Origin of the sequence: Calothrix sp. PCC 6303, from assembly GCF_000317435.1 — a bacterium.
Lineage (GTDB): Bacteria > Cyanobacteriota > Cyanobacteriia > Cyanobacteriales > Nostocaceae > PCC-6303.
The window spans coordinates 6,220,656-6,245,231 of the sequence record NC_019751.1 but is presented as its reverse complement, the minus strand read 5'-3'; the positions used below and the strand labels follow the sequence as shown (position 1 = coordinate 6,245,231).

The 24,576-nt window shown below is 40.6% G+C and carries 23 protein-coding genes and 1 tRNA gene; 12 read left to right on the top strand and 12 right to left on the bottom strand.

Annotation, left to right across the window (positions count from 1 at the left end; genetic code table 11):
- Window positions 1-156: 156 nt before the first annotated feature.
- Complete coding sequence (locus CAL6303_RS25350; protein ID WP_015200694.1) at window positions 157-492, bottom strand: hypothetical protein; 336 nt, start codon at window positions 490-492, stop codon at window positions 157-159.
- An 83-nt stretch (window positions 493-575) separates the two neighbouring features.
- Here CAL6303_RS25350 and CAL6303_RS25345 point away from each other — a divergent pair, with 83 nt between their 5' ends.
- Complete coding sequence (locus tag CAL6303_RS25345; RefSeq protein ID WP_041739969.1) at window positions 576-974, top strand: hypothetical protein; 399 nt, start codon at window positions 576-578, stop codon at window positions 972-974.
- Window positions 975-1,181: 207 nt separating this feature from the next.
- Window positions 1,182-1,568: an alr0857 family protein gene (locus tag CAL6303_RS25340; protein ID WP_015200692.1), complete on the top strand. Its 387-nt coding sequence runs from the start codon at window positions 1,182-1,184 to the stop codon at window positions 1,566-1,568.
- Between the two features lie 512 nt (window positions 1,569-2,080).
- Here the strand turns inward: CAL6303_RS25340 and CAL6303_RS25335 are convergent.
- Window positions 2,081-2,878, bottom strand: coding sequence for a polysaccharide deacetylase family protein (locus tag CAL6303_RS25335; protein WP_015200691.1), 798 nt, complete (start codon window positions 2,876-2,878; stop codon window positions 2,081-2,083).
- A 162-nt stretch (window positions 2,879-3,040) separates the two neighbouring features.
- Complete coding sequence (locus CAL6303_RS30520) at window positions 3,041-3,199, bottom strand: hypothetical protein (protein WP_158333185.1); 159 nt, start codon at window positions 3,197-3,199, stop codon at window positions 3,041-3,043.
- A gap of 28 nt (window positions 3,200-3,227) precedes the next feature.
- On the opposite strand from CAL6303_RS30520, the gene CAL6303_RS25330 reads away from it, so the two are divergent.
- A complete protein-coding gene (locus CAL6303_RS25330; RefSeq protein WP_015200690.1) occupies window positions 3,228-4,910 on the top strand; it encodes a phospholipid carrier-dependent glycosyltransferase in 1,683 nt (560 codons plus the stop codon).
- Here CAL6303_RS25330 and CAL6303_RS25325 read toward each other — a convergent pair.
- The 3 genes from CAL6303_RS25325 to hslO all read right to left on the bottom strand — a co-directional run bounded on the left by CAL6303_RS25325 (window position 4,907) and on the right by hslO (window position 8,750).
- The gene (locus tag CAL6303_RS25325) at window positions 4,907-5,419 is read right to left on the bottom strand and encodes a gluconokinase (protein ID WP_083866341.1); all 513 of its coding nucleotides are present in this window, start codon (window positions 5,417-5,419) and stop codon (window positions 4,907-4,909) included. The two genes, CAL6303_RS25330 and CAL6303_RS25325, sit on opposite strands and share 4 nt — an antisense overlap.
- Window positions 5,420-5,537: 118 nt before the next feature.
- Window positions 5,538-7,586 carry a hypothetical protein gene (locus CAL6303_RS25320; RefSeq protein WP_015200688.1) on the bottom strand — a complete coding sequence of 683 codons (2,049 nt, stop codon included), beginning with the start codon at window positions 7,584-7,586 and terminating at the stop codon, window positions 5,538-5,540.
- A 252-nt stretch (window positions 7,587-7,838) separates the two neighbouring features.
- Window positions 7,839-8,750, bottom strand: coding sequence for an Hsp33 family molecular chaperone HslO (gene hslO, locus CAL6303_RS25315; RefSeq protein ID WP_015200687.1), 912 nt, complete (start codon window positions 8,748-8,750; stop codon window positions 7,839-7,841).
- A 176-nt stretch (window positions 8,751-8,926) separates the two neighbouring features.
- On the opposite strand from hslO, the gene CAL6303_RS25310 reads away from it, so the two are divergent.
- Window positions 8,927-9,307: a hypothetical protein gene (locus tag CAL6303_RS25310; protein ID WP_015200686.1), complete on the top strand. Its 381-nt coding sequence runs from the start codon at window positions 8,927-8,929 to the stop codon at window positions 9,305-9,307.
- A 387-nt stretch (window positions 9,308-9,694) separates the two neighbouring features.
- Here CAL6303_RS25310 and CAL6303_RS25305 read toward each other — a convergent pair whose 3' ends face one another.
- On the bottom strand, window positions 9,695-10,687 hold the full coding sequence (locus CAL6303_RS25305) for a transposase (RefSeq protein ID WP_083866340.1): 993 nt from the start codon (window positions 10,685-10,687) through the stop codon (window positions 9,695-9,697).
- Between CAL6303_RS25305 and CAL6303_RS30070 the strand changes: the two genes are divergently transcribed.
- A complete protein-coding gene (locus CAL6303_RS30070; protein WP_144051081.1) occupies window positions 10,609-10,818 on the top strand; it encodes a hypothetical protein in 210 nt (69 codons plus the stop codon). The genes CAL6303_RS25305 and CAL6303_RS30070 overlap by 79 nt on opposite strands.
- Window positions 10,819-10,876: 58 nt before the next feature.
- Here the strand turns inward: CAL6303_RS30070 and tnpC are convergent, their stop codons facing one another.
- Window positions 10,877-12,454, bottom strand: coding sequence for an IS66 family transposase (tnpC, locus tag CAL6303_RS25300; protein WP_015200684.1), 1,578 nt, complete (start codon window positions 12,452-12,454; stop codon window positions 10,877-10,879).
- A gap of 87 nt (window positions 12,455-12,541) precedes the next feature.
- Between tnpC and CAL6303_RS25295 the strand changes: the two genes are divergently transcribed.
- Together CAL6303_RS25295 and CAL6303_RS29530 are read left to right on the top strand one after the other, a co-directional pair.
- The gene (locus CAL6303_RS25295; RefSeq protein WP_051036738.1) at window positions 12,542-14,560 is read left to right on the top strand and encodes a HEAT repeat domain-containing protein; all 2,019 of its coding nucleotides are present in this window, start codon (window positions 12,542-12,544) and stop codon (window positions 14,558-14,560) included.
- A 5-nt stretch (window positions 14,561-14,565) separates the two neighbouring features.
- Entirely contained in the window at window positions 14,566-14,748 is a 183-nt protein-coding gene (locus tag CAL6303_RS29530; RefSeq protein ID WP_015200683.1) for a hypothetical protein, read from the top strand.
- Window positions 14,749-14,906: 158 nt separating this feature from the next.
- Here the strand turns inward: CAL6303_RS29530 and CAL6303_RS25290 are convergent, their stop codons facing one another.
- Window positions 14,907-16,121 carry an HhoA/HhoB/HtrA family serine endopeptidase gene (locus CAL6303_RS25290; RefSeq protein ID WP_015200682.1) on the bottom strand — a complete coding sequence of 405 codons (1,215 nt, stop codon included), beginning with the start codon at window positions 16,119-16,121 and terminating at the stop codon, window positions 14,907-14,909.
- A 918-nt stretch (window positions 16,122-17,039) separates the two neighbouring features.
- On the opposite strand from CAL6303_RS25290, the gene nblS reads away from it, so the two are divergent.
- Both nblS and CAL6303_RS25275 read left to right on the top strand, forming a co-directional pair.
- Entirely contained in the window at window positions 17,040-18,935 is a 1,896-nt protein-coding gene (nblS, locus tag CAL6303_RS25280) for a two-component system sensor histidine kinase NblS (RefSeq protein WP_015200681.1), read from the top strand.
- 105 nt (window positions 18,936-19,040) lie between these two features.
- Complete coding sequence (locus CAL6303_RS25275) at window positions 19,041-19,370, top strand: ArsR/SmtB family transcription factor (protein WP_041740916.1); 330 nt, start codon at window positions 19,041-19,043, stop codon at window positions 19,368-19,370.
- Between the two features lie 413 nt (window positions 19,371-19,783).
- Here the strand turns inward: CAL6303_RS25275 and CAL6303_RS25270 are convergent, their stop codons facing one another.
- Window positions 19,784-20,659 (bottom strand): aldo/keto reductase, encoded by an 876-nt coding sequence (locus tag CAL6303_RS25270; RefSeq protein WP_015200679.1) that lies wholly within the window; start codon window positions 20,657-20,659, stop codon window positions 19,784-19,786.
- A 116-nt stretch (window positions 20,660-20,775) separates the two neighbouring features.
- Here CAL6303_RS25270 and CAL6303_RS25265 point away from each other — a divergent pair.
- The 3 genes from CAL6303_RS25265 to CAL6303_RS25255 all read left to right on the top strand — a co-directional run bounded on the left by CAL6303_RS25265 (window position 20,776) and on the right by CAL6303_RS25255 (window position 22,661).
- Window positions 20,776-20,860 (top strand) — tRNA-Ser (locus CAL6303_RS25265).
- A gap of 145 nt (window positions 20,861-21,005) precedes the next feature.
- Window positions 21,006-22,166, top strand: a complete 1,161-nt coding sequence (locus CAL6303_RS25260) for a CapA family protein (protein ID WP_015200678.1) — start codon at window positions 21,006-21,008, stop codon at window positions 22,164-22,166.
- Between the two features lie 111 nt (window positions 22,167-22,277).
- On the top strand, window positions 22,278-22,661 hold the full coding sequence (locus CAL6303_RS25255) for a DUF4864 domain-containing protein (RefSeq protein WP_015200677.1): 384 nt from the start codon (window positions 22,278-22,280) through the stop codon (window positions 22,659-22,661).
- A gap of 517 nt (window positions 22,662-23,178) precedes the next feature.
- On the opposite strand, the gene larE is transcribed toward CAL6303_RS25255, so the two are convergent.
- Window positions 23,179-23,997: an ATP-dependent sacrificial sulfur transferase LarE gene (larE, locus tag CAL6303_RS25250; protein WP_015200676.1), complete on the bottom strand. Its 819-nt coding sequence runs from the start codon at window positions 23,995-23,997 to the stop codon at window positions 23,179-23,181.
- 276 nt (window positions 23,998-24,273) lie between these two features.
- Window positions 24,274-24,576, bottom strand: coding sequence for a hypothetical protein (locus CAL6303_RS25245; protein ID WP_015200675.1), 303 nt, complete (start codon window positions 24,574-24,576; stop codon window positions 24,274-24,276).

Sequence of the window (24,576 nt, the reverse complement as noted above, 5' to 3'; positions counted from 1 at the left end):
GTAAGCAGTAGGGGGGTTTAAGCAAAAACTTTTCCCCTTAAAAGAGGATGCTTGTACCGGTTTTGCTTTGGTCAGATTAAAAATAGCCTAGTTAAGAATTCTTTACAAAAATCTCAACTAGGCGCTCTTAATTGGTGTTTTAAGTTGAGTAAAATTTTAAGCAGGTAAACTTCCAAGGCTCAGAGGTACCATATCACCACTTTGGGTTAAGCCTAATAGCATTTGTTGTTGAGGTGAAATTAGTTGTCCAGTTAGAGCACAACGTTCCTCCTGCTGTGCTGTTGCCGCGAGAGTTACACGAATATCATCTTGGGAAAAGCGAGGTTTCCACTCTCCTGATTTTTGTTGTACATAGTTCCAAAGAATATCTCGAATTAAAGCTTGATATCCTTGATTTCCGGATATTTCTTTGAGTTTTTCCTTAAGTTCCCGCTCCAAACGGATACTGGTAACTTCCATGTCAGTGGTTGGGGTGCGTAGGATGGTATGCATGTTTTTCTCCTTGATTGGGTATGGACAGGACAGTAATACAAGTGTAGTATGTTTAAAGGAATGATCAATAGGTGAAATTTTCTGTGATAACTACCAACCCCATCTCTACTTCTAAATTTGTTGCCGATTTCCAATCAAGTTGGGAATCAGCGGCTGTGGTAGTGGAGTATTTATTTATGGGTACCATGGGTAATATCTTGCTAAAACACCAGCAAATCACAGGAATCAGTAAACCTAGTTTCACCTCGTTGCAGCTACAGCTACCGATTTTTCGGATTTTCCTAAGCTACCCTCAGTCACAATCTGAGGTACGCTCAACTAGCATCGCTCAATTACCTACGGTCGGCTTAGGCTTAGGAAATGATCGCATAAATAATCAAAATCATGGGTATGGCAGAATTAGCTGGGTAAATCCGGCATCAAAATACAGTCAAAGAAGTGGGAAGTACAGGGAACGAGATGCTGTACCAATACCGGGATAAGAGACATTAACAGTCAACTTTCAACCCCACTTCACCGCAAATAGGAGAAGTGGGGTTTTTAATTGAAAAATCAATCTGTAACCAAATTAAATTGTATTGGGGTAATTCTTCACTAATTAATTTTTACCTAAATTCAAAAGTCGTATTTTTCAAAGAATTGGATGGAAGCATCAGTAACTGTGGAATAGCAGGAGAGCATGAGAGATAATGCTGAAATTAACTTACACAGAAGACGGTTTTTCAATTGAATGTATAAATCAGTCGATTGAGGACTGGGTACAATCACGAGTCACTTTAGCGTTAAGAATTGGTGAAAGTTTTTGTGTGGAACCTAAAACTGCATCTTTTTTACTTCCTACTGATTTGCCAGGAGTTGAAAAGCTGAAAATGGAAATCAGATTTAGCAACAGTGAAAGTATTACTATTTGCCGCTGTGATGCTGAGTATTTGGAAGTGACATTAACAGGTTCTTGGGTGTCATCGGGTGATGAAGACACCACAGGTGTGCTTGTTTCGACATTATGCGATCGCACTGAGTCTATTATCCAGCAACTTTGGTTAGAAGCGGAAGTTTGCCAAGGAGTGAGAAGTTAGCTCCTAATTGCCATTTTGCTACTGCAACAGTTCGGTAGATTTGCTTTCTCGCTATAATTTGGTTACGTTTGGGGATAACAAACTACGGGAATTGGGTATTGACCCTGATGCGATCGCATAATCAGTAAAGCGCTATATTCATTCGTACTCTAACAACTTTGAGTCAGTCTTAAATACTAATTGTGTAGATGCTAAGTAGGTAGGTGGGAATAAACACAACTTTTTGGAAACTATTTTTGGAGGCGGAAGCCCCAAAAAAGTTTCCGCTATGTGACGTAATGTAAATTATCTTCAAAGTCTTCTTACAAACCCTAACAGGAGGCACAGCCACCCCAAATGTTTACGCTTACCCCTACTCCCCTACGGCTACCGATTTTTCTGAGCCTTGCTCAGTGCGGAGCCGGAGCGGAGCGTACCGCAGGTAAGGTACGACAAGCTCAGGGTAACACCTACTACCTTGTCGTAAAGACAATTTTCAACACCCACCTACTTATCCTCCCAAACATTCAACCCTATTTTTCCATTGCTAATAGTTCTGGAACCGTGACAAACCGATAACCCTTTGCTTTCAATCCTTGAATAATTCCCGGCAAAGCTTGGACGGTTCTGCGTCTGTCTCCACCACCATCATGCATCAGCACGATTCCTCCAGGTTTTGCATCTCTGATAACATTCTTGACAAATACTTGATATTTAGCTTTGGGATCTGTATCTGCTGAAGTTTGTGACCACATAACAACTGCATACTTTTGACTTTTGGCGTAACCTGCTAAACCGTTATTTAAGTATCCACCAGGTGGACGAAATAAAGTTGTTTTGACTCCCGTAGTTTGATAAATCAAATCTGCGGTATGTTCAATTTCACTTTTGGCTGTGGCTGCGTCCATTTGTTTATACCAGTGGTGCCAGGTATGATTTCCAATGGCGTGTCCATCAGCTACGACTTTTTTCGCAATTTCTGGATTTTCTTTGATTGCTGTTCCCACCCAGAAGAAAGTTGCTTTAATATCATTTTTTTTCAGTATATCTAACATTTGAGTGGTTGTTTCTTGCCAGGGACCATCATCAAATGTTAAAGCGATAACTTTCTCTTGATTGGGAATTTCTGCTTGGTGGAGAGTTTTTCCTTGAAATTTTGGGGGAGGGGTAAATGTGAGGTTTTGCGGCTTGGGTGATGGAGATTTTTGCGGTTGATTAGAAGTTGCAATTGGATTTTGGGTTAGTTTACTGCTATTGGATTCTGTTTTCGCAGGGTTATTACAAGCTGTGATGGTAAACAGGTAGAAAATAACTAACGTTAACTTCTTCATGCAATACTTCCCAAAAGTTGAACAATTTGCACATTATATTCGCAGGTGGTTTGGATGCAAATAAATTACGATTGTTTACCCTATTGATTTATTGTGGAACAAGCATCCCAATCTTTTCTGACAAAATGCCAAACCATAGGATATTTTATTTTCTGGAAATTCCTAATATTGTGTGTAGTGAGTCTGCTTATATTCGGGAATGAGACTTAAATGCGATCGCTTCTTTATTACTTTCAGGTTTAGTACGTCGCTGATAACTGATTTTTGGTGTTGCATTTCTGGCAACTTGATGTCAGCCTGGTAAAGGCTGACCAATTCCATAGAATTGATTGCAACTCGGTATTACTTAATGAATAATCGCTCTCACTTACTCTTGATACTGCTGTGGTTAGCTATTGGCACTAGTTTACGCTTTCTGCGTCTGGAATCTTTGCCACCTTGGACTGATGAGTGTGCAACGCTTGTTTTTAGCTTGGGTAATAGTTTCCGGACGGTGCCACTGAATCAGATAATTAGTTCTGATGTCTTATTGCAACCACTACAATTAAACCCTGCATCGGGAGTTAATTCAGTTTTAGAGCATTTATTCAATGAAAGCACTCACCCTCCAGTTTATTTTGTACTAGCCCATTTCTGGATGAAGATGTTTTCACATCCAGGAGAATTAGCCTCTATTTGGGTAGCGCGATCGCTAAGTGGATTTTTTGGGGTAATATCGATTCCGGCGATGTTTGGTTTTGGCTATTTAACGTTTCGTTCTAAGTTAATAGCTCAAATGGCGGCAGCTATGATGGCTGTTTCGCCTTACACTATATTTTTAGCTAGGGAAGCGCGTCACTATACTTTAGTTATGCTGCTGGTGATTGCTTCTCTATGTTGCTTTGTTAAAGCAGTTGAATTTATCTATCGTCAAAAATCTCTGCCTATATGGTTAATATTAACCTGGGTCGCTATCAACAGTTTAGGAATTGCCACCCATTATTTTTTCACTTTTACTATTTGTAGTCAAGCCGTTGTTTTATTGTGGCAAATACTTAAAAAGCGCGTATCTATAAAACTCAATTGGCAACGTTTGGGAATGTCTGCTGTGGGTACTTTGATGGGATTTATTTTCTGGATACCAACTCTACAAAGGATTCCTGGTAGCGATCTCACAAGCTGGGTTACAAGCAGCAATTCTTACACAATATGGTTAGAACCTTTGGGACGGTTAATACTTTGGATTACCAGTATGTTGTTGCTTTTACCTTCAGCGCCGACAATTTTACCGTCATTAATTATAATTATTTCTGGAATTGCGACTTTGCTATTTTTGGTGTGGAGTCTGCCTCATCTAATTGATGGATTAAAACAAATGCAGCAGCAAGATGCTGATACTGATTTAGCTGTACGAATTTTCAGGGAGTATCTCTTCAGTGCGATCGCATTATGCTTATTCTTTACCTATATTCTGAGGAAGGATTTAACTTTAGCTGCTCGTTTCCAATTTATCTATGCACCAGTAGTTATTTTACTTGTGGCTGTTGCCTTGGCTGGTTGTTGGCAAAGAAAACAAAATCAGCATAGGTTTCGGCTATCGGTAAACGGGAAAGTTGCAGTTTTGATAATTTGGTTGATGGCAGCAGTTGGGAATATAACTGTAGCTTGGAATTTAGGCTATCTACAAAACCAACGTCCTGATATTCTTGCTGATATAATTCATCAAGTATCGCCCAACAAAGTGCTGATTGCCACAACTCATCTACATCATGGACAAACTGGAAGAATGATGGGTTTAGCTTGGGAATTAAGACATTCACCCAATAGCAATTTACAGTTTTTTCTTGCTCGAAAATCTCCAGAATCTCAGATTTCCGATCAAGCTGTAAAAATTTTACAAGAAGAGTTGACTAAAATTCCTCGACCTTTTGATTTTTGGTTGGTGGGGTTCCGCAATCAAATTGATCTAGATTCTCAGCAGTGTATTCGTGATCAACAACATGGTAGTTTTGCTGGGGAGTATAGTTATAAAATATATCGTTGTGGTGGTTAAATATTCAAAACTGCTCTAATATCTTCTACAATTACCTGTGGAGAGTTTTGAATATCCATAGAAATACTGTTCAAAGGTTCTTCTAGGGTATCAAACTGACTATCAAGAAGTATTTCGCTCATGTAATGGTTTTCACGTTCTTGGAGTCGCTTTTGAATGATTTCATAAGACCCCTTGAGATAAACTATTTGTACGTAATTGTTTTGAAAGCAGTCCTGGTGAATAGCACTATCAAATGTTAGAAATTGACGATAGCTATCTTTTAATGCTGAACATGCCAGAACTACATTTTTATTTTCTTGTAACCAGTGTTTAATTGCTGTTTGTAAATCTTGCAACCAAGGTATTCTGTCAGCTTCGGAAAGAGGAATACCGCGTCCCATTTTCTCAATATTTTCTTTTGAGTGGAAGTTATCAGCATCACTAAATTCCCAACCACAAGAATCTGCCAATAATTTGCCGACGGTAGTTTTTCCAGAACCGGAAACACCCATTACGATTATAATCATCCTGAGTTGTAAGTGAGTGGTGAGTAGGGAGAAAACCGCTTACATGCTTGACGATGAAATTTTTTTATGTGGACTGTCTCAATGCCATATAAGTTTTAGGTTTCAACTGATTTAGTGTTTACTGTCCTGAAGTTGTTGGTTGTGGTTCTTGTGTTTCCTGTGGTTCTGGTACAGGTTGAAGAAGTTGTCTCCAAGCACTAATTTGTTCCTTTCCCGAACTATAAGCGGCTGTACCCCGTGGGATTAATCTTACTGTTTCGATGGCGCGAGGGATGTCTGAGTCGGATTGCGATCGCGCAATCTCTAGAATCTGCTGACTCCATTGATCAGCGGCTGTATTGGCATCTACGTGAAAACCACTACTTCTTGGTATTGTATTTGCCAAGCGAATCGCCTCAGCTAGTGCGTCGGGTGTTCCTTTTAATGCCACTTCTCGCGCTTTTTTCCAGTTGACGCGGGCATTTAACTGTCCTTGCCAATCACTAATAGCGGCTTCTGCTTCGCCCGACAATGCCCGGTTGCCTGTAATTTGTCTGGCGACTTCAACCGCACTGGAAAGATTGCCACTACTAGCTAATTCCCTGGCTCGATCTAAATATGGTTGATCTTGAACACGCTGAATTGAAGCTGTCCAAGCACCGATTTTTTCCCTGGCTTCAGAATATAAAGCACGTCCCCGACGGATTCGGGTGGCTTCAGCGATCGCTGCTTGCAAGGAACCGGGGTCTTGGAGTAATGCCAGTTGATCCGCTCTGTCTAAAATTGGTCTATCTTCAATGGTTTGTACCTGTGATGCCCAGCGATTAATCTCTTGGCGGGCTTCACGGGAGCGGGGATTACCAACTGGGACTAATTGGGCTTCGGCTATGGCTGATGTTAAATCTGGCACTGTACCCTGAGTTGCTAGTAGACGGGCTTTTTCTAAACGCCCTACATCTTGGATTTCTAGCTGCCAACTAGCAATTAACTGTTGTGCTTTGGGATACACTGCTCTGTCGGAATTGATTTGTTGTGCTTGGGCAATAGCTGCCTCTAAGCCGGAAACTGTACCAACCCAGGCATTGCGTTGAGCATCGGCAATGGCGATAAAGTCTTCAGTTTCGGTTTGTAATCCGGCATTTGCGGGGATTTGTTGGGCAATAGAAATTGCCTCATCTGCGTCACGCTTGTTGAGTTTGCGTTCGGCAATTTCCAACATTTGCCGTCCAAATAGGGGGATTGCTTCCTGGGCTTTCTGATAAAGATAACTATCTGCGGTGATTCCTTCGGCTAACTTAATTGCTGCTACTAAATCATCAACACTATTATTTTTGGCTAAACCTTCAGCTTTGGCTAACTTATCACCATCTTCCCTAGTTTTGGTAATCAAGTTATTTAACTGTTGATACTTAGTTGTTTCCCAAAATTTGTTATCTATACGCAACAATTGAGAAGCTGCCATAAAAGCGTCATGCCAACGTGCTTCCCGTATCTCATCTTCTGCCTCTCGATAAATGCCTTCAGCTTTTGCCCAAACGGATCTCCACTTGGCAATTTTTTCTTCTACCTTGCTATATGCAGGTAGATCCTTGGGTATTTTGTGAGCAGATGCGATCGCTTGATCCAGTTTCCCATCTTGGAAACCAATTTCCGCAATTTTGAGGATTTCCATTGACCATTCTTCCAGCATCCGGTCAATTTCTGGACGTAGGGGATGATTTGCTGGTAGTTGTTTAACTAATGCGATCGCTTGTAGTAAATCATTTGTAGTTTGCTTAGAAGCTGCCACTTGAGCGCAATGTAACCGTACCGAAGCGCTAGCAAGGGGCCAGAAAATTGCTGGACAATTGGGTGCAGAAGGCAACTTAAATAATATTGCCATCGCCATAAAACCAATTGTCCCTGGTACCAAAGCTAAAAGCGCTCCCCACAAAACCCAACTCTTGATAAAACCAGGTAGCTTACCAGGTTTTTTACCCTGAATTTTTGTAGATTTTGTTTGCTTCTGTAAATCTAGCTTTGGCGAATTACTTGTTTGTTGTTTCACTGACTTGGATTTAGAACTGGTACCTGAGACACCAGACGCATTGGTTTCAATAAATTGCTGATTTCGAGATAACCTCGTGGTTTCATCTTGTGGTCTGCCTTTATCTGCTGACCAACTATCTGGAATATCCCGCTCTGTCATCTCTCACACCACAATAATGTAATAACAATCTGTTTTAGAAGATCCAACTTCAGTTTCTGTCATAGTAACTTTCTCCCTGAGAAAAAGCTAGCTTTCTCATGACAGCATCTCTACATTTTCAACAATTCCAAGATACACAAACTCTAATTTTCAAAGAGATTGTATAACTTACAACTTCGATTAGTTGTTTTATGGGTTTATTTCTTAGCAACAGCTAATAACTGTTAACTGACATTTCATAACTGAAACTAGTTAACTGTTAACTGATTCAGATGCATCATTTTGCAAATTATCAATCAGTTTAGTTAAATCATGCTCACTTGCTTGGTATACAGTACCGCAAAAATCACAAGTAACTTCTGCACCATGATCTTTAACAATCATGTCCTGTAGTTCTGCTTCTCCCAAAATTGTCAAAGCACCCAAAACCCGTTCAAACGAACAACCACAATGAAAGCGTAATATCTGGGTTTCTGGAAATATTGTTAACCCCATATCTCCTAATAAATCGTGAAAAATATCACCCAAAGATTTACCAGATTGCATCAACGGAGTGAAACCAGATAGTGCCGCTATCCTAGATTCTAAAGTTGCCACTAAAGCTTCATCACGCGCAGCTTTTGGTAGAACCTGCACCAATATTCCACCTGCTGCGGTTACTCCACTTGGTTCGACAAATACACCCACAACAAAGGCTGATGGAGTTTGTTCCGAACTTACCAAATAGTGAGCTATGTCGTCACCAATTTCCCCTGAAACTAACTCGACAGTACTGGAATACGGGTATCCATAGCCAACATCGCGCACCACATACAGAAAACCCTTACCAACTGCACCACCGACATCAAGCTTACCTTTAGAGTTTGGAGGTAACTCTACGGATGGGTTTTCGACAAAACCCCGCACAGTTCCATCTAACCCAGCATCCACCAGTATACCGCCCAGAGGACCGTCACCCTTAACTCGCACATTCACCCGTGACCCCTGCCGCTTCATACTAGAAGCCATTAGTAAGCCAGCTACCATAGTTCGACCTATTGCTGCTGTTGCCACATAGGATAAATTATGGCGTTGCCGTGTCTCCTCTGTCAGGCGTGTGGTAATGGCACCCACTACCCGAATGCCTCCATCGGCTGCTGTTGCACGAATTAGCTGATCCGCCATGATAACCTAACATTTCTTAATAAACACATGTTTACTATTGTAAAGTGCTTATCGTCGGTAATTAGACTTATGCAATCAAAAAGCGCTCAAAAATTGGTAAATGCTTTTCTTGTTTTTTTCCACACCCTGCCGCAAGTGTTTGTCATACTAAAAACAAAGCTTCCCAGATTTTACACATGTTTGGTAAATTTCAACAAACTCAACTGCGAATCGAACTAGATGCAACTGCCACAGCTATCCATGATAGTCTATTGCTGCCAATGCAATTAGAAAAATGGTTGCTACCTGGCAACTTTACAGCCAAAATGCCTACAGAACTGCACTCAGGCTTACAGTTTACCCGTCAAGTGGGATTAATTCCGATTCATCATCAGGTAGATGTTGTAAATACTAATTCCCTTCGCTTGCTTCTGAGTCAAGGAATTGATGGTTTCCACGAATGGTATTGGGGAGAAGGTTGGGTGCAATCTCGGATTGAGGGTGTATCTATTCTGCCGTTATCTTTAGCACATACAGCTAGTTTATTGAGTTTGCGGCAGTATTTACAGAGGAAGTAATAAGTAGTTAAACAAAATTAATTACACAATATTAAGGTATGAAACCCTTATCCAGACTAGATACTTGTGTGTAAATAATTCTGCGCGATTACTTAAATGCATGAGAGAGTGCGATCGCATTCTGCCACAATGTTGATAATTAGGGGGGTATTGATGTTATGCGATCGCACTGTGCCACAATCTGAATAATTACCCCAATGTTGATGTTATGCGATCGCATTCTGCCACAATCCGAATAAACCTCGTCCATGATGAAACCCGGAGTTTTTTGAGCGATTCAAATGCGTCATTGCGACGTAAGGAAGCAATCTCAAGATCTTGATGGAAAACTACAGTTTCCAAGATAGACTAGGACTTACGCATTGACAAGAAAACTAGTCTATGTATTTAAGCCGCACAAGTAGCACTCAAATTATCCAAAACATATTCACGAATAACATTTGTAAATAGGTTTCTTTGTACTTCGTACCAATTGCTAATGGTTTTTTCAGAGCGCATTTTTTCTAAACGAACAAATGCTTGAAGCGAGCAGAATATATGTGTTTTTATTGCATAGCTATCTCTAACCATGAACCGACAAATACCACATAGCTGTTTTATTGCTCTATGAAAAGTTTCAATGCCCCAATGTGTATCATGAATTGTAACGAAAGTACTTCTGGTTATCTGTTCTAAACACTCTTTGAGATTTTCTTCTGAAGGCAGATGAAATATATAATGTCTAGAGTCTTCTTTTTTAAAGTCTTTCCTAAACAATTTTATAAACCCAAATTCCCTTAAATGAGTTACTAATCCTTCATTTGGAATATCTAAAATCCTTACCTGGCAGTACTTTCCAGGTTCTTTTGATACTGTTCTGTTCTTCTCAACTCCAAATAGAAAACCCAATTTCTGGTTTCTTAAAAATTTCAGATTTTCTACTCCTGAGTACCAACTGTCTCCTGTAACTATTTGTGGTTTTAATCCCCAACTAATCACTTCTACTACCATTTCTTGGAAATAATCGTTTTTTGTTTTTCCCTCCTGCTTATCATATATCCTGTAATTTATTGGAACCGAATGTCCATGAATATCGCTATAATAAAGTGTGATTAAATTTAATCCCTTAATAGTTTTATGGTATTTTCCTGACCAAAAGTAACCAATTAATTCTGCGTATTTTGGATTACTATACAACTTTTCTATGACTGTATCATCTACGCTTAATATACCTCCTGACAAATTGATTATGTCTGTCACTATGTCGAATAAATCTTTTGGCTCATACCTTTCTCTAAGCAAGAATCTGTTCACACTGTCGTGTGAAACATCTCCTAATATTTCCGCTAATCGACTACATCCTCCATGCTTTGGTAATGTTTGATGGGTTGGATGAAGTATTTAGCCCAACTCAACGGGAAGACATTATTAACGATATTATTCGCTTTACTGATAAATATCCCGATGGTAATCGATCACAGGCGATCGCAAATTACAAGAAAATGAAACCCTTGTGTTTCCAGGAGTTATAGGTCAAAAGATGAAGGTAATATGTGAATTGAAATAGGGGAATAACTTCGTAGGTTTTTATCAGCTTTTTTGACAGCAAGTTCTATCGACAGGAATTTGGGGAAGTAAACTAGGAGTTGGTTGATTGTGACGCTTAGAACTAACTGCTTGAGTCATAAATTCCAAGACATTTCGACGTTGGGACTTTAGGGTAGTAACAACGGTCAACATTCTAGCAACGAAATTGCTGCCAGCCTTTGTTTGGGAGCCAAAACTGGTACGTCTCCAAATGACAGCAGGACGTATTGCTCTTTCGGCAGCATTATTTGTCGGTTCCACATCCTCAACTTCGACAAACAGCCACAAAGCTTGCTCAACTTTTAAGAGTTGACGACAGGTACGAACGGTTTTTGCCAGCGGAGTTTTTTCCTGTGCTGCAATCTCATAATTTGCAGCTTCTTGTAATTTCGACTTGATTGAGTTGCGAATCTGTGGGACTAAAAGTTGAAACTCGCAACGGCTCAAAGTTCCATCTCGAACTCGATGCCACAATTCAAATAATTTTTCTTGCTGTTCAACCAGAGCATTTTCAATATCCTGGGAAACTCCAGCCCGCTCTGATATTTTGATAAATTCCCTTTTTAAGTGCGCCCAGCACAACTGCCGTTGCTCCAAGTCAACCCAGTTATACGATGCATATCGGTCGGAGTTTAAAATTCCACCAAAGTTTTCCCCCAGTAGATTTTTGGCTGTATCCGTACAACGGGAAAGTGTGACTTGAAAAAATGTTACTAGGGGGAGCCACTGCGTTGGGCGGCTTTGCCGACTTGAAGCATGTGGCGTTGTGACTGCAACCCACAGCCAAGCCTTTCTATTTTTATCATTACATCCATCAACGTTTCCTTGGCTAAAACTTGTTTCATCTGCTCCCACAACAGCAGAGTTTTGCACGTATGTCTTTGCTTCTAATACCGATTCTGCAATCGCATCGCTTGCTTCGAGTCTCAATTTATTTACTGTACCCAAGCACATCGTGACTCCAAAAATATCTTGCATCGCGCTTTGTACCATCCGCGTACTGTGACGGTATAATCCGCTTAATACTGCGACAAGTGCCACTACCCTTACACCGTAACCGCGAATTGGTACATCTGCTGGTAAGCTTGCACGAGTCAAGGTTCCACAATGCTGACATTCGAGTTGATGTAGTCGATGTTCTATGATTATGGGATTTATTGGCGGGATTTCGACTACTTGATGCCTTACGGGATTGCTATCAACTCCTACTAACTTTTCTCCACAACACTTACATTTTTCTGGCTGATGTTCTAGAACGCTGTCGCATTCCGATACTTCATACAGATGACGACTATGCCCTTTATGTCCCGGTTGTCCGCCTCGCTTTTTATCACTCTTCTTTTTTGATAGAAGTTTTTCGCTATTGAGTGGGTCGCTTGACGGGGGAGATGAGGAATTTTTTGATGTTCGATTGATTTTTTCTAACAATTCTTGATTTTTGGATTCTTTATCCGCTAACTCTTGTTCGGATTTCTTGATACGCTGCCCCATTTTCTCCACCAGTTCTTTGATGCTGGGTGGAGTTTTTTCCCAATCTGAGCTTGGAATTTCAATCCCGTAAACAAGGCACATTACATCCATGCATCTTAATCTACCATCTATTCGTACTTAATTTACTTGGTAACACTTTAAATCCTGTGAACCTCTACTCCCGATGTGCAGGTAATCGTGACTTCTCGCGTCATTGGCTACAAGGATGAACGCTTTCGTAATAGCGAATTTCGTCACTTGATGTTGCAGGATTTTGATGATGAACAAATTCAGGATTTCATTAATAAATGGCATCAATTAACCTTTAATGACAAAACCGATGCCGCCGATAAAAAAGCACGATTGGAAAGGGGAATAGAACGCAGTAAAGCGATTAAAGAATTAGCCGGAAACCCTTTATTATTGACGATGATGGCAATACTCAACCGTCATCGGGAATTGCCACGGGATAGAAGCACATTGTATGAGAAGGCATCGGAAGTGTTGTTACAACAATGGGATGCCGAAAGACATTTAACTAATGCCAAAATGTCTCGGTTTCCGATTGATTTAAGTGACAAACAAGCGATGTTGCGGCAAGTTGCACATCAAATGCAGGCAAATGAAAAAGGTTTGACGGGAAATTTAATTAATGGCAATGATTTACAGCAGATTTTCCAAGGTTATTTAGAAACTATTGGTTATCAAAAAATTGACACGAGGGAAGCTGCAAAAGTTTTGATTGAAGAGTTACGTCAGCGTAATTTTATTTTGTGTCACGCTGGTGATAATTATTACGCCTTTGTCCATCGGACATTTTTAGAATATTTTTGTGCTGAAGCTTTTCGCTGGCAATTTGAAAGAGAACAAAAGTTGACTTTAGAGCAACTTAAAACTGAAGTTTTTGGTCAGCATTGGCATGATGAAAGCTGGCACGAGGTTTTAAGGTTAATAGCTGGGGTAATTAATCCTAAATTTGTCGCGGAGATTATTGAATATTTGATGGGGATTGATGGGGAAGCAAATAAGTTTAGTAATTTGTTTTTAGCTGCGGGATGTTTGGCTGAAGTCAGGGAAAGGAAAAATCGAGATATTTATACTCAAGATAGGAAGTTATTTGCAGTTATTGATAAATTGATTGGTTATGGGTTTTATCGTCAACTAACAATTTTCAACATGCAGTATGTTGTAGCGGATAACCAAAACGTTACAGAAATTCGGACTTTGGCAATAACAACCATAGTCACTACATGGAATGATGACCCCGATACTTTACCCTGGTTGAAACAACGCGCTCAAACTGATGATGACTCGTCTATGCGACGTGCTGCGGTACAGGAATTAGCCCGCAATTTCAAAGATGACCGCGATACTTTACCCATCTTGAAACAACGCGCCCAAACTGATGATAACGAGTATGTGCGAGGTGCTGCGGTACAGGAATTAGCCCGCAATTTCAAAGATGACCGCGATACTTTACCCATCTTGAAACAACGCGCCCAAACTGATGATAACGAGTATGTGCGAGGTGCTGCGGTACAGGAATTAGCCCGCAATTTCAAAGATGACCGCGATACTTTACCCATCTTGAAACAGCGCGCTCAAACTGATGATAACGAGTATGTGCGAGGTGCTGCGGTACAGGAATTAGCCCGCAATTTCAAAGATGACCTCGATACTTTACCCATCTTGAAACAGCGCGCTCAAACTGATGATAACGGCTCTGTGCGAGGTGCTGCGGTACAGGAATTAGCCCGCAATTTCAAAGATGACCCCGATACCCTACCCATCTTGAAACAGCGCGCTCAAACTGATGATAACGGCTCTGTGCGAGGTGCTGCGGTACAGGAATTAGCCCGCAATTTCAAAGATGACCCCGATACCCTACCCATCTTGAAACAACACGCTCAAACTGATGATAACGAGTATGTGCGAGGTGCTGCGGTACAGGAATTAGCCCGCAATTTCAAAGATGAATCAGGTATTTTTGAATTATTTTGTAATGTTGCAGTTAATGACCCATTTCAGCGTAGCGAAGGTAAATATGGTGAGTATGAAACTAATCCTCGTCACACTGCGCTGGAGATAATTCTCAAGCATTATCCCAACCATTCACAGGTGTTGTCACTGTTACGCGACAGAAAAATAAATGACCCCGACGAAAAACTGCGGGAATGGGTAAAGCAACAGTTACAGCAATTGGAAACAACTAATTAATAATTATGCCTCGCCAATTAAGGACTAAATCCTGTGATTTGTGCAGCCAAAATACAGCGATTTTATATCGAATTCAATACCAAGATGATTGTCGATGGATATTCGCATGTCCTGATTGTTGGGAAAAAGTGAGTAAAAACAATCCTTTTTACCTGTATGGAGGAACTTGGAAAGCGAAAAAAAAATAGCTGATAAATCCTGTATGAGGCTGCACTTGATCCTACACCCTATAAAGGTGAACATATACGGACTTTTTGTATAACACATAAACCCGATTCCTCAGAAAGAAACCGGGTTTACGAGAGATTTGAAAGTTGTCCTAGAAAAATGATGATATTTCTATCTTCTACGACGCATCCTGTAACTGTGCAGTGCGAATCGATAACTGTTGTGTTTGAGTTCCACGTTGGACTTTGAGTTGCAAAGTTTGTCCGATGCGGCTTTGTTCCACAATATTCAGTAATTGTTCACCATTGTTGACTAATTTTCCATCAACTTGGAGAATTACATCACCAGGACGGATGCCTGCGGATGCTGCGGGAGAATTAGGAACAACTCGTGCAACTAAAATACCCTTAACTTCTGGAAGTTGAATCGGTGAATTGGGGTTTGAATTAATGGTTTTGGCTAATTCCGGTGTTAAATCCTCCATCCCGATACCAATAAAGGGGTGTGCTACCTTTTCACCGCGTTGTAGTTGTGATGCGATCGCTTTTGCTTTATCAATGGGAATAGCAAAGCCAATACCCATTGCATCACCGCGAATTGCTGTATTAATTCCAATTACTTCACCCGAAGCGTTTACCAAGGGACCACCAGAATTCCCTGGGTTAATTGCTGCATCAGTTTGAATAAATTCTAAGCGTTTGTTACCACCAATCCCCACATCCCGACTGGTACGACGCAAAGTACTCACAATTCCCAAAGTGACAGTATTATCTAATCCTAGCGGATTGCCGACTGCGATCGCCCAATCTCCCACTTGGACTTGGGAGGAAGAACCCAATACTGCAACTGGTAAATCGCCACCAGCATTAATTTTGACTAGGGCTAAATCGGTGACTTCATCTATACCTTGGACTTTACCCTCAAATGAGCGTCCATCTTTGAGACGCACTGTCACTTTATCAGCTCTATCAACCACATGGGCATTGGTTAAAACAAAGCCGCTTTTATCAAGAATAAAACCTGATCCTAAACCCCGCTGTTGTTCTGGTGGCAGTTGTTGCGGTAGGTTATCACCAAAAAATCTCCTTAGAAACGGATCATCAAAAAACGGATCATTCACTCGTCGTGTAATTGTTCTTTCAGTATCAATTCGGACTACTGCTGGACCAACTCGATTCACCGCTGATGTCACAAAGCTACTATTGCCAATGGCGGCTGTCGCTGCTGATGGCTTTTGGCTAGTAATTTGTGCTGTGTTAGTAGTATTAGTTACTAGTTGCGCCTGTACAGGTAAAACACTGATAGTCCCAGCAATAAATACAACACTAATAGATAGCGCCAACATTTTACTGCGGAATTGACGGATTGAATGAGTTAGTTTAGGAATTTGCATAACCATAACCTATGTTTCAGGCTAATTGTTATTTAACAGTGATGTGATACTTGTCATCTACAGTTATTTTTGCAGGTTTATTGTCAAACAATGTCTGGAGATACTGTGATTTTTGTTCGGTTTCCCCTACAAGTAATCGGTTATCGGTTATCAGTAATAAATTTCATCCATCAATCAGAGTTTTCTTGCTGGAGTACTAGCAACCAGGGATTTGATCAAAATTCTCTCAACTCAAGGCATGAAAATTACATCAAAGTTGAAACCAATTCGCAATGGGCTAGGCTAACGCAATACTCACAGAGCGAGAAGCAAGCTAGGCAATAGCAATCAGTGGGGGCTTGAAACTAGGCTGTTGACTCTGTGCTTTTTTGGAGCTAAAAGTTCACGCAATATCTGTGACATAACTTGTTCCTTGTCTCTGGCAAGGAATACAGAGTTGGAGGCTCTGCCTCCACTCTGGGCAAGAGGTAGAGCCTCTGGCTTGGGTTCCCAGGCAGAGCCTAGGAACCAGTCGATGACACAAAAACTATATGAACAAAAAGCGTGAAAATTAGATTAAAGTTTACAGCCTAGCTTGAAACCCACATAATTAGCAATTACCAATTCAGTCAACAGCCTGGACTCTAAGTGCAGGTCTGTATTCCGCCAGAGACAAAGTGCAAGTTAGGTTAAAATTATTGCAATGAAAATTTAACCCGTAAAATCAGCAGCCAGTTTCTGCGTGATTCAACTCTTTTCAGTATTTAAAAATCTTCTTCCAAAAAAAATTACGCAAAAAGCGAGCAAGCCTAGCAAAATCATCTAGGCTAAATCTTAGCCCCTAGTATCCCACGAATTCGCTATTTATCAAATTAACTGTTAATTTTTTAGTGGTTGGAACTATCTATAAGAAAAATTATTTAATGACTTCATTTTAAAATGTTCTCTATTTTTACCCCCATTCGAGAAGCGATAGCCACCTGGTGGCAGCAATTTACCCTCCAAACCAAGCTCCTGGGAGCCGCCACACTGGTGGTGTCCCTAGTCATGAGTGGTTTAACGTTTTGGGCAATCAACTCCATTCAGCAGGACGCAAGGCTCAATGATACACGTTTTGGTCGAGACTTGGGACTACTACTATCCGCAAACGTTGCCCCACTTATTGCCGAAAATAATCTTACAGAGGTAGCTCAGTTTTCACAACGTTTTTACCGTACAACTTCCAGCGTTCGCTACATGTTATATGCGGATGAAGAAGGTAAAATTTTCTTCGGTGTTCCTTTTTGGGAACCAGAGGTAGAAAACTCTCTTACCATTCAACGCAGCATTCAACTACCAGATGATTACGCTGTGGATGCTGATAAACCCATGGTGAGGCAACACAGAACCCCAGATGGTGAAGTTACCGATGTATTTGTTCCCCTGACTGCGAATGGCAAATATCTGGGTGTTTTAGCAATTGGAATTAACCCAAACCCGGCAGGTGTTGTCTCTAGCAATTTTACCCGTGATGTCACCATTGCTGTATTCATTACGATTTGGGTAATGGTGATTTTAGCAGGGGTAGTAAATGCTTTAACAATTACTAAACCCATCAAAGAGTTAGTGGTGGGTGTCCAAGAAATTGCCACTGGGAACTTTAAACAACGAATCGATTTACCTTTAGGGGGTGAACTTGGAGAATTAATCTTCAGTTTTAATGATATGGCAGAACGTTTAGAACGTTATGAAGAGCAAAATATCGAAGAATTAACCGCTGAAAAAGCCAAGTTAGAAACCCTCGTCTCCACAATTGCCGATGGTGCAGTTTTAATTGATAACAATATGCATGTGGTGCTGGTAAATCCCACCGCTAGACGTATCTTTGGTTGGGAAGGGATAGAGGTTGTGGGGGAAAATGTTGTAAATCACCTCCCAGCAAATCTCCAGTCAGATATTTCCAATTCACTTAACGAAGTTGCCGCAGGAAATCGAGAAAGTGCCGAATTTCGGGTTCAATTATCGCAACCAACTAAGCGAATAGTTCGGATTTTGTTAACTACTGTTCTTAATCTTCAACGGGAAAGTATCAAAGGTATTGCTATTACGGTGCAGGATATTACTCGTGAGGTAGAACTAAATGAGGCAAAAAGTCAATTTATCAGCAATATTTCCCACGAATTACGAACTCCCTTATTTAATATCAAAACATACATAGAAACACTGCATGATTACGGTGAAGATTTAGCAGTAGAAGAGAGGAAAGAGTTTTTGACGACAGTCAATCATGAAACTGATAGATTGACTAGGTTGGTAAATGATGTTTTAGATTTATCAAAGTTGGAGTCAGGACGTAGTTATAACTTGGATGGTTTGGATTTAACGCAAGCGATTGAGCAAACTTTACGAACTTATCAACTTAATGCCAGAGATAAGGGAATTGAATTAATTCAAGATGTTGCTCCCAATTTACCGTTGGTTGTGGGTAATTATGACTTGTTGTTGCAAGTGTTTGGAAATTTGGTAGGGAATGCTCTCAAATTTACTACTGGTGGTGGTAAAGTCGCTTTTCGAGCATATAAAGTCGATGCTAAACCCAATTTCCCTAACCAAGGAAGTTTTGTTCGCATCGAAATATCGGATACTGGTATCGGTATTGCAGTGGAGGATCAAGAAGCTATTTTTGATCGCTTTTTCCGGGTTGAAAACCGCGTTCACACCCTTGAAGGTACAGGTTTAGGTTTGTCGATTGTCCGGAATATTATCGACAAGCACAATAGTAAGGTGAATTTGGTAAGTGAGGAAGGTGTGGGTACCACATTTTGGTTTGATTTACCTGTGGTGGAGGAAGTGTAGATAGCTACGTTCTTACTGATCAGGGCTGCGAGGTTCAATTGTTGAAGTCTAAACTAAATTTAGCCTAGTATGGTTAGCACAAGACTTATATTTCAATCATTATTGATGAATTCTGCTTACACCCTCACGCCAAATAGCATCATTGCTGGTTTTCACGCTTTGTCCGACCCGCTGCGGATTAAAGTATTAGAACTGTTGCGCTCTCAAGAGTTATGTGTGTGTCACCTATGTGATCATCTAGGAACCAGCCAATCTAAATTATCTTTTCATCTCAAAACTTTGAAAGAAGCTGGGTTAGTAAACTCTCGGCAGGAAGGACGCTGGATCTATTACAGCCTAAATCTGCCGCAATTTGTCGCCTTGGAGGAATATCTGGCAGAGTTCCGCCGCAGAAGTCTGATGTTACCGAGTACACCTTGTACTGACGCTGAATGAGTCAGAAAACAGGTGAAAATCGACTTTTTCACGTCTGTGAGTATTGGTTTTACCCCAGCAGGTAATAATTTTGAATTGGTGATAGTTCTACGTCTATTGCTGTGTTCGAGATTAATTCAAGAGCGGCAAATGCCGCTTTTGCTGGTTTGTTGCTAAAAGTGGCAGTTTTGACTTGCATTTGATGTGATTAAGCTGATTAGGAAATACATTGAAGACCCGCATCATGGAACCAATTAAAATATGGAAAGATCACGGGGATTACAATCCCTGCCTTCGGCACGCAAGCTGCGTGTCGCTTCCCTCTCAGCACTAAAGTGACTGATTTTTCTGCATCCCGTGAGGTTTTATGAAAACGCTACAGCTTATGAATACTTAGAAGCCAAGAGTATGAATTAAAGCACAGTTTCTAACCCCTATTTAGCAGAAGTTTCTTGATCTATACTTTCTACCTCTTCCTGCGACAATGTGACATTAATAGCATGTACTGAATCTTCAACACTAGAAGCTTTACTTGCTCCCGGAATTGGCAAAATACAGGAGGATTTAGAGCGCAGCCATGCTAGTACAATACAATACACAGATACAGCTTTTTCTTGGGCTAATTTTGCTAATACTGGCATATCTTGTAACCCTGCGTGACGACGCATTCCGCCGAATGGACTCCAAGGTAAAAATGTCAAGTTTTCCTGCTGACAATAATCTAAAACACCATCGAATTCAGGTTGACGTTGCCACGGACTGTATTGATTTTGTACAGAAACAATATCTACCACGTCTCGCGCTTGTTTGATTTGTTCGACGGAAAAGTTGGAAACACCAACAAACCGAATCAAACCTTCATCTACTGCTTCTTTCGCGGCTTTTAGAGATTCTTCGATTGTATATTGGGGATCTGGTGAATGATATTGCCAAATATCAATGGGTTTTTTTCCGCCTAGTGCTTCAAAACTGACGCGAATTGTTTGCCGTAAATGCTGAGGGTTGCCATTTTGTGTCCAGCTTTGGTTAGGACGCATTAATCCGCCTTTTGTAGCAATGATAACTTTACTTGTGTCACCTTTGTAGGTTTGTAATGCTCTGTATATCAGTTTTTCGTTATGGTGTTTATCAGATTCGTCTTTACAGTAGGAGTCGGCAGTGTCAATAAAAGTGATGCCTAAATCTAATGCACGGTGAATGGTGTCAATCGATTGAGATTCGGGGGGACGATCGTATATTGACATAGGCATTCCACCTAAAGCGATCGCACTGACGGAAATACCTGTTTGAGCGAGCTGTGTTTGTTGCATATGAGTTATGGAGATTTAGAAATCTTCAGATAAGTGTTCTTAACTTTTTGCTGACTTAATTAGATTCGTGATAGTATTTTACATGGCGCTAGCCAAATGGCTCAAAGCAGATTTATGGAGAGGTGTCCGAGTGGTTGATGGTGACGCACTCGAAATGCGTTCTAGGGAAACCTAGCGGGGGTTCGAATCCCCCCCTCTCCGTCGTTAATTATTAATTGTGTGGGATAGATTCTAATTCTGTCCCATTTTTTATTACTTGTTTTTGGATACCAATGCTGGCTAAATTTTGTACTTGTACTTCCAAACTTCTAGGCTAAACTAATCACATGCTGCTAGGAGGTTTAAAATGCTGAATAAAGCTGCGAATAGATTGTTGCCGTTGAGTTTTGTTGGTTTTTGTTTTTGTATAGGTATCAGTATTGGTCTGTTAATCAAGTTAGGAAAAATACAAGCTTCTGATTCTAGAAGTGTTCCGGTTGAAGTTGTACCTCTACCCAAAATTAGTCTACCCCCCGCAACTCAGGAAGAATTATTTAATGATACCCTAACGATTCAGGCGGTTGGTGATATTATTCCTGGTACCAATTATCCTGATAATCGTCTACCAAGTCATCGGAATAAGTTAATTCCCAAGTCAGTGCGATCGCATTTACAAAGGGCTGATATTTTATTCGGTAATTTTGAAAGTAGTTTAACTAATCACCCTTACAGTTCTAAGGATATCACCCAAGGACAAACTTTTGCTTTTCGTTCTCCTCCCAGTTACGCAAAGTTATTCTCTGAGGTGGGTTTTGATGTTTTGAATATTGCCAATAATCATGCGATGGATTTTGGTAATGTGGGTTTTAAGGATACGGTAAAAAATCTGGAGAATGTGAATATTGCCACAGTTGGACATAAAAATCAAATTTTGCTGTTGTCAGGGAATAAAATTCCGGTAGCAATGATTGGTTTTGCTCCCTATAAACAATATAATTCCATTCATGATTTACAAACTGCAACAAAATTAGTCAAAACGGCACAAGAAAAAGCCAAAATTGTCATTGTTTCCATGCACGCAGGGGCTGAAGGAACTAATGCATTAAGAACTAAAAACCAAACTGAATTTTTTTATGGAGAAAATCGCGGGAATTCAGTGAATTTTGCTAGGAAGATGATTGATGCGGGTGCAGATTTAGTCTTAGGACATGGACCTCATGTTCCTAGGGCAATGGAAATTTATCAAGGTAAGTTAATTGCTTATTCTTTGGGGAATTTCCTGGGTTATCGAACTTTATCTACTACTGGAGAAACTGGTGACTCAATGATTTTGGAAATCAAGCTAAAGGGATCTGGTGAACTTGCAGCCGCTAAAATTGTTCCTATTCGGATGGATAAACGGGGAATTCCTCATATCGATCAGCGGTTTCGGGTAATCTCGCTACTACGGAATTTGATGGCAGCAGATTTTCCCAAAACTGCGGTGACTATTAATCGTCAAGGGGAAATAGTATTGGCAAGTAAATAAAAGTAACAGGGATTTGCTTTGGCTTTGGAGATAATGCTAGGATTTTATCGGAATAATGAGCCTTTCTGTATCTAAAATTGCTGCTAGTGGTCAAACTATCAATAAGAAAGCATGGAAATCACAGATAGGGATGTCTACGACGGGCTACTCCTACGCCTAATCATTCACTCCATTATTGAACAACAATTCCAAGCATTTCAAACCGATAACAGTGAAGCAGCTTTCGCTTTAGCTAGTCCAGATATTCAAGCCCAATTCCAAACTCCGGAAAACTTCATGAAGATGGTAAAAACTGGTTATTCACCTGTTTACCGTCCGCGCTCCGTATTGTTTGAAACAATTACTACTATTCAAGGCAACATTACGCAGTCAATATTACTCCTATCTCCAGATGGAAACCCAGTTAGGGCAATGTACTTGATGAAGAAGCAGCCAGATCAAACATGGAAAATCAATGGATGCTTTTTAGTACCAGTAGCAGTGGAGATAATTTGATATTGCGACAAATTACCTACGTGAAGTACCCCATCTTGCCTTTGGCTGAAAATGGGGCTTCCAATTTCAACTAGCACAAGGACGGTTTTATTCGTCTACGGAGTTTCCCGTCTCATTCGCAATTGCCTCCACCAGCCGTCTAGCTTTTGGTCTTACACCGCGTCCACAGGCAGCAATCCCACTTCCTGAGATTGTTTGATTATTTTGTCGGCAGACTTACCTTGGAATTACAGCAATAGCTTACCAGCTGGGTTTATGTCTCTTCCCCAATCTTAGCCGAGTACCGTAGCCTCTTAGTCTTCTGGGTGGGTCGCAACCGCTCTAATCTTACCATTTTTCTACAATCAAATCAAATATTTTAGATGCTGGATGGAGCATCTGTTGCTATCCATCCCCAGGCTGTAGAGCCGTGGGGAATTCCCCAAAATTAGTTAAATCAATTATCAGTCCGGGATTTGACCCCGACTGAAACCTACTACTTGTGAGAAGTCGGGGACTTCAACCCAAGGTGAATACATCACTGTTCACTCTTCACTGTTAGAACTTGATTCAGCTTACCACTACGATAACCTTCTAAATCTAGGGTCACATAGAGAAAACCTAGCTGTTGAAACTTCTGAACAACAGTATTTAAGTCATTGTTCGCAACAAAATCTTTAATTCTTTCTGGTGGTAATTCAATCTTTGCGGTGTCACCTTCAGAACGTACCCGTAAATGATTCCATCCCAGTTGACGTAGAAAAATTTCAGATCTACCAACCCGTTGTAACTTGGAAATTGTGATTTCTTCACCATAGGGAAAACGGGAACTTAAACAGGGTTGTGCAGGTTTATCCCACCAAGGTAAACCTAGTTGTTGGGAAAATTGCCGAACTTCCATCTTCGTCACACCCATTTCGGCTAGGGGAGAAAGCGCACCACGTTCTTTTGCAGCTTTGATTCCGGGGCGATAATCTCGTAAATCGTCAGCATTTACACCATCAATGACATAGGCATAACCCAATTGGTTTGCTAAAGGTTTGAGGGTGTCGTGAAGTTCGCTTTTGCAAAAATAACAGCGGTTGATGGGGTTTGCAGTGTATTTAGGATTATCCATCTCGTGGGTTTCCACAACTTGATGACGAATTCCAATGGTTGCAGCTTGGATTTTCGCATCTTCCAATTCCTCCGGCAACAGTGACGGAGAAACAGCAGTTACAGCCAAAGCGCTCTCACCTAAAACATCATACGCAATTTTTGCCACCAAAGTGCTATCAACACCGCCGGAATAAGCAATCAATGCTTGATCCATTTCCCGAAATAAAGCTTGGATTTTTTCTAGTTTATCTGCCAGCATTCTCTATTAATCTTTAGAAGATCAAGATTACATGTCTATCGATATCTACAACCTATTTTAACTTTTTCGCCCTAATGCCGTCTCTCTCCATCTGTGGAGGTGTCAACTTCACTGTAATATTGATTGTAGCGCTAGAAAAAATCAGTGGACATATCAACTAATTGGGAAGAATGGGTAACTGTATTTGGCTATTTGGGCTTTACTGTTTTTGTCATGTTCTGTGTTGTTTTTACTCAGAAAAGGTAAATACAGGAGATTTTGCGGAAATAAAGCCCCCTATTTCCGATTTCGATGATTTAAGGTGTTGCAAATCAAAGTGCCAATATCATTTTGCTCAAAGCTGACGATGACCTTATCTTTACTTACACGATATCGACTACGGCAATTATACAGTTCTAGTGGTTGGATATCTCCATCAACACTAACAATGACTCGATATTCCCAATGTTTCTTCGCACTACGTTGGATATTGGCAATACAAACTCTTTGCCCTTGGAGATTGTGACAAACGGCAGCATCCACAGGCAAAGTAACTAGCAATATAAAAATGAATAATCCACAAAAGACCAGATATTTCAT

Bases quoted from the DNA above. Each gene is read 5' to 3' on its own strand.
- CAL6303_RS25350 (WP_015200694.1), bottom strand. From the start codon at position 492: ATGCATACCATCCTACGCACCCCAACCACTGACATGGAAGTTACCAGT.
- CAL6303_RS25340 (WP_015200692.1), top strand. From the start codon at position 1,182: ATGCTGAAATTAACTTACACAGAAGACGGTTTTTCAATTGAATGTATA.
- CAL6303_RS25335 (WP_015200691.1), bottom strand. From the start codon at position 2,878: ATGAAGAAGTTAACGTTAGTTATTTTCTACCTGTTTACCATCACAGCT.
- CAL6303_RS30520 (WP_158333185.1), bottom strand. From the start codon at position 3,199: ATGGAATTGGTCAGCCTTTACCAGGCTGACATCAAGTTGCCAGAAATG.
- CAL6303_RS25330 (WP_015200690.1), top strand. From the start codon at position 3,228: ATGAATAATCGCTCTCACTTACTCTTGATACTGCTGTGGTTAGCTATT.
- CAL6303_RS25325 (WP_083866341.1), bottom strand. From the start codon at position 5,419: ATGATTATAATCGTAATGGGTGTTTCCGGTTCTGGAAAAACTACCGTC.
- CAL6303_RS25320 (WP_015200688.1), bottom strand. From the start codon at position 7,586: ATGACAGAGCGGGATATTCCAGATAGTTGGTCAGCAGATAAAGGCAGA.
- hslO (WP_015200687.1), bottom strand. From the start codon at position 8,750: ATGGCGGATCAGCTAATTCGTGCAACAGCAGCCGATGGAGGCATTCGG.
- CAL6303_RS25310 (WP_015200686.1), top strand. From the start codon at position 8,927: ATGTTTGGTAAATTTCAACAAACTCAACTGCGAATCGAACTAGATGCA.
- tnpC (WP_015200684.1), bottom strand. From the start codon at position 12,454: ATGGATGTAATGTGCCTTGTTTACGGGATTGAAATTCCAAGCTCAGAT.
- CAL6303_RS29530 (WP_015200683.1), top strand. From the start codon at position 14,566: ATGCCTCGCCAATTAAGGACTAAATCCTGTGATTTGTGCAGCCAAAAT.
- CAL6303_RS25290 (WP_015200682.1), bottom strand. From the start codon at position 16,121: ATGCAAATTCCTAAACTAACTCATTCAATCCGTCAATTCCGCAGTAAA.
- nblS (WP_015200681.1), top strand. From the start codon at position 17,040: ATGTTCTCTATTTTTACCCCCATTCGAGAAGCGATAGCCACCTGGTGG.
- CAL6303_RS25275 (WP_041740916.1), top strand. From the start codon at position 19,041: ATGAATTCTGCTTACACCCTCACGCCAAATAGCATCATTGCTGGTTTT.
- CAL6303_RS25270 (WP_015200679.1), bottom strand. From the start codon at position 20,659: ATGCAACAAACACAGCTCGCTCAAACAGGTATTTCCGTCAGTGCGATC.
- CAL6303_RS25260 (WP_015200678.1), top strand. From the start codon at position 21,006: ATGCTGAATAAAGCTGCGAATAGATTGTTGCCGTTGAGTTTTGTTGGT.
- CAL6303_RS25255 (WP_015200677.1), top strand. From the start codon at position 22,278: ATGGAAATCACAGATAGGGATGTCTACGACGGGCTACTCCTACGCCTA.
- larE (WP_015200676.1), bottom strand. From the start codon at position 23,997: ATGCTGGCAGATAAACTAGAAAAAATCCAAGCTTTATTTCGGGAAATG.
- CAL6303_RS25245 (WP_015200675.1), bottom strand. From the start codon at position 24,576: ATGAAATATCTGGTCTTTTGTGGATTATTCATTTTTATATTGCTAGTT.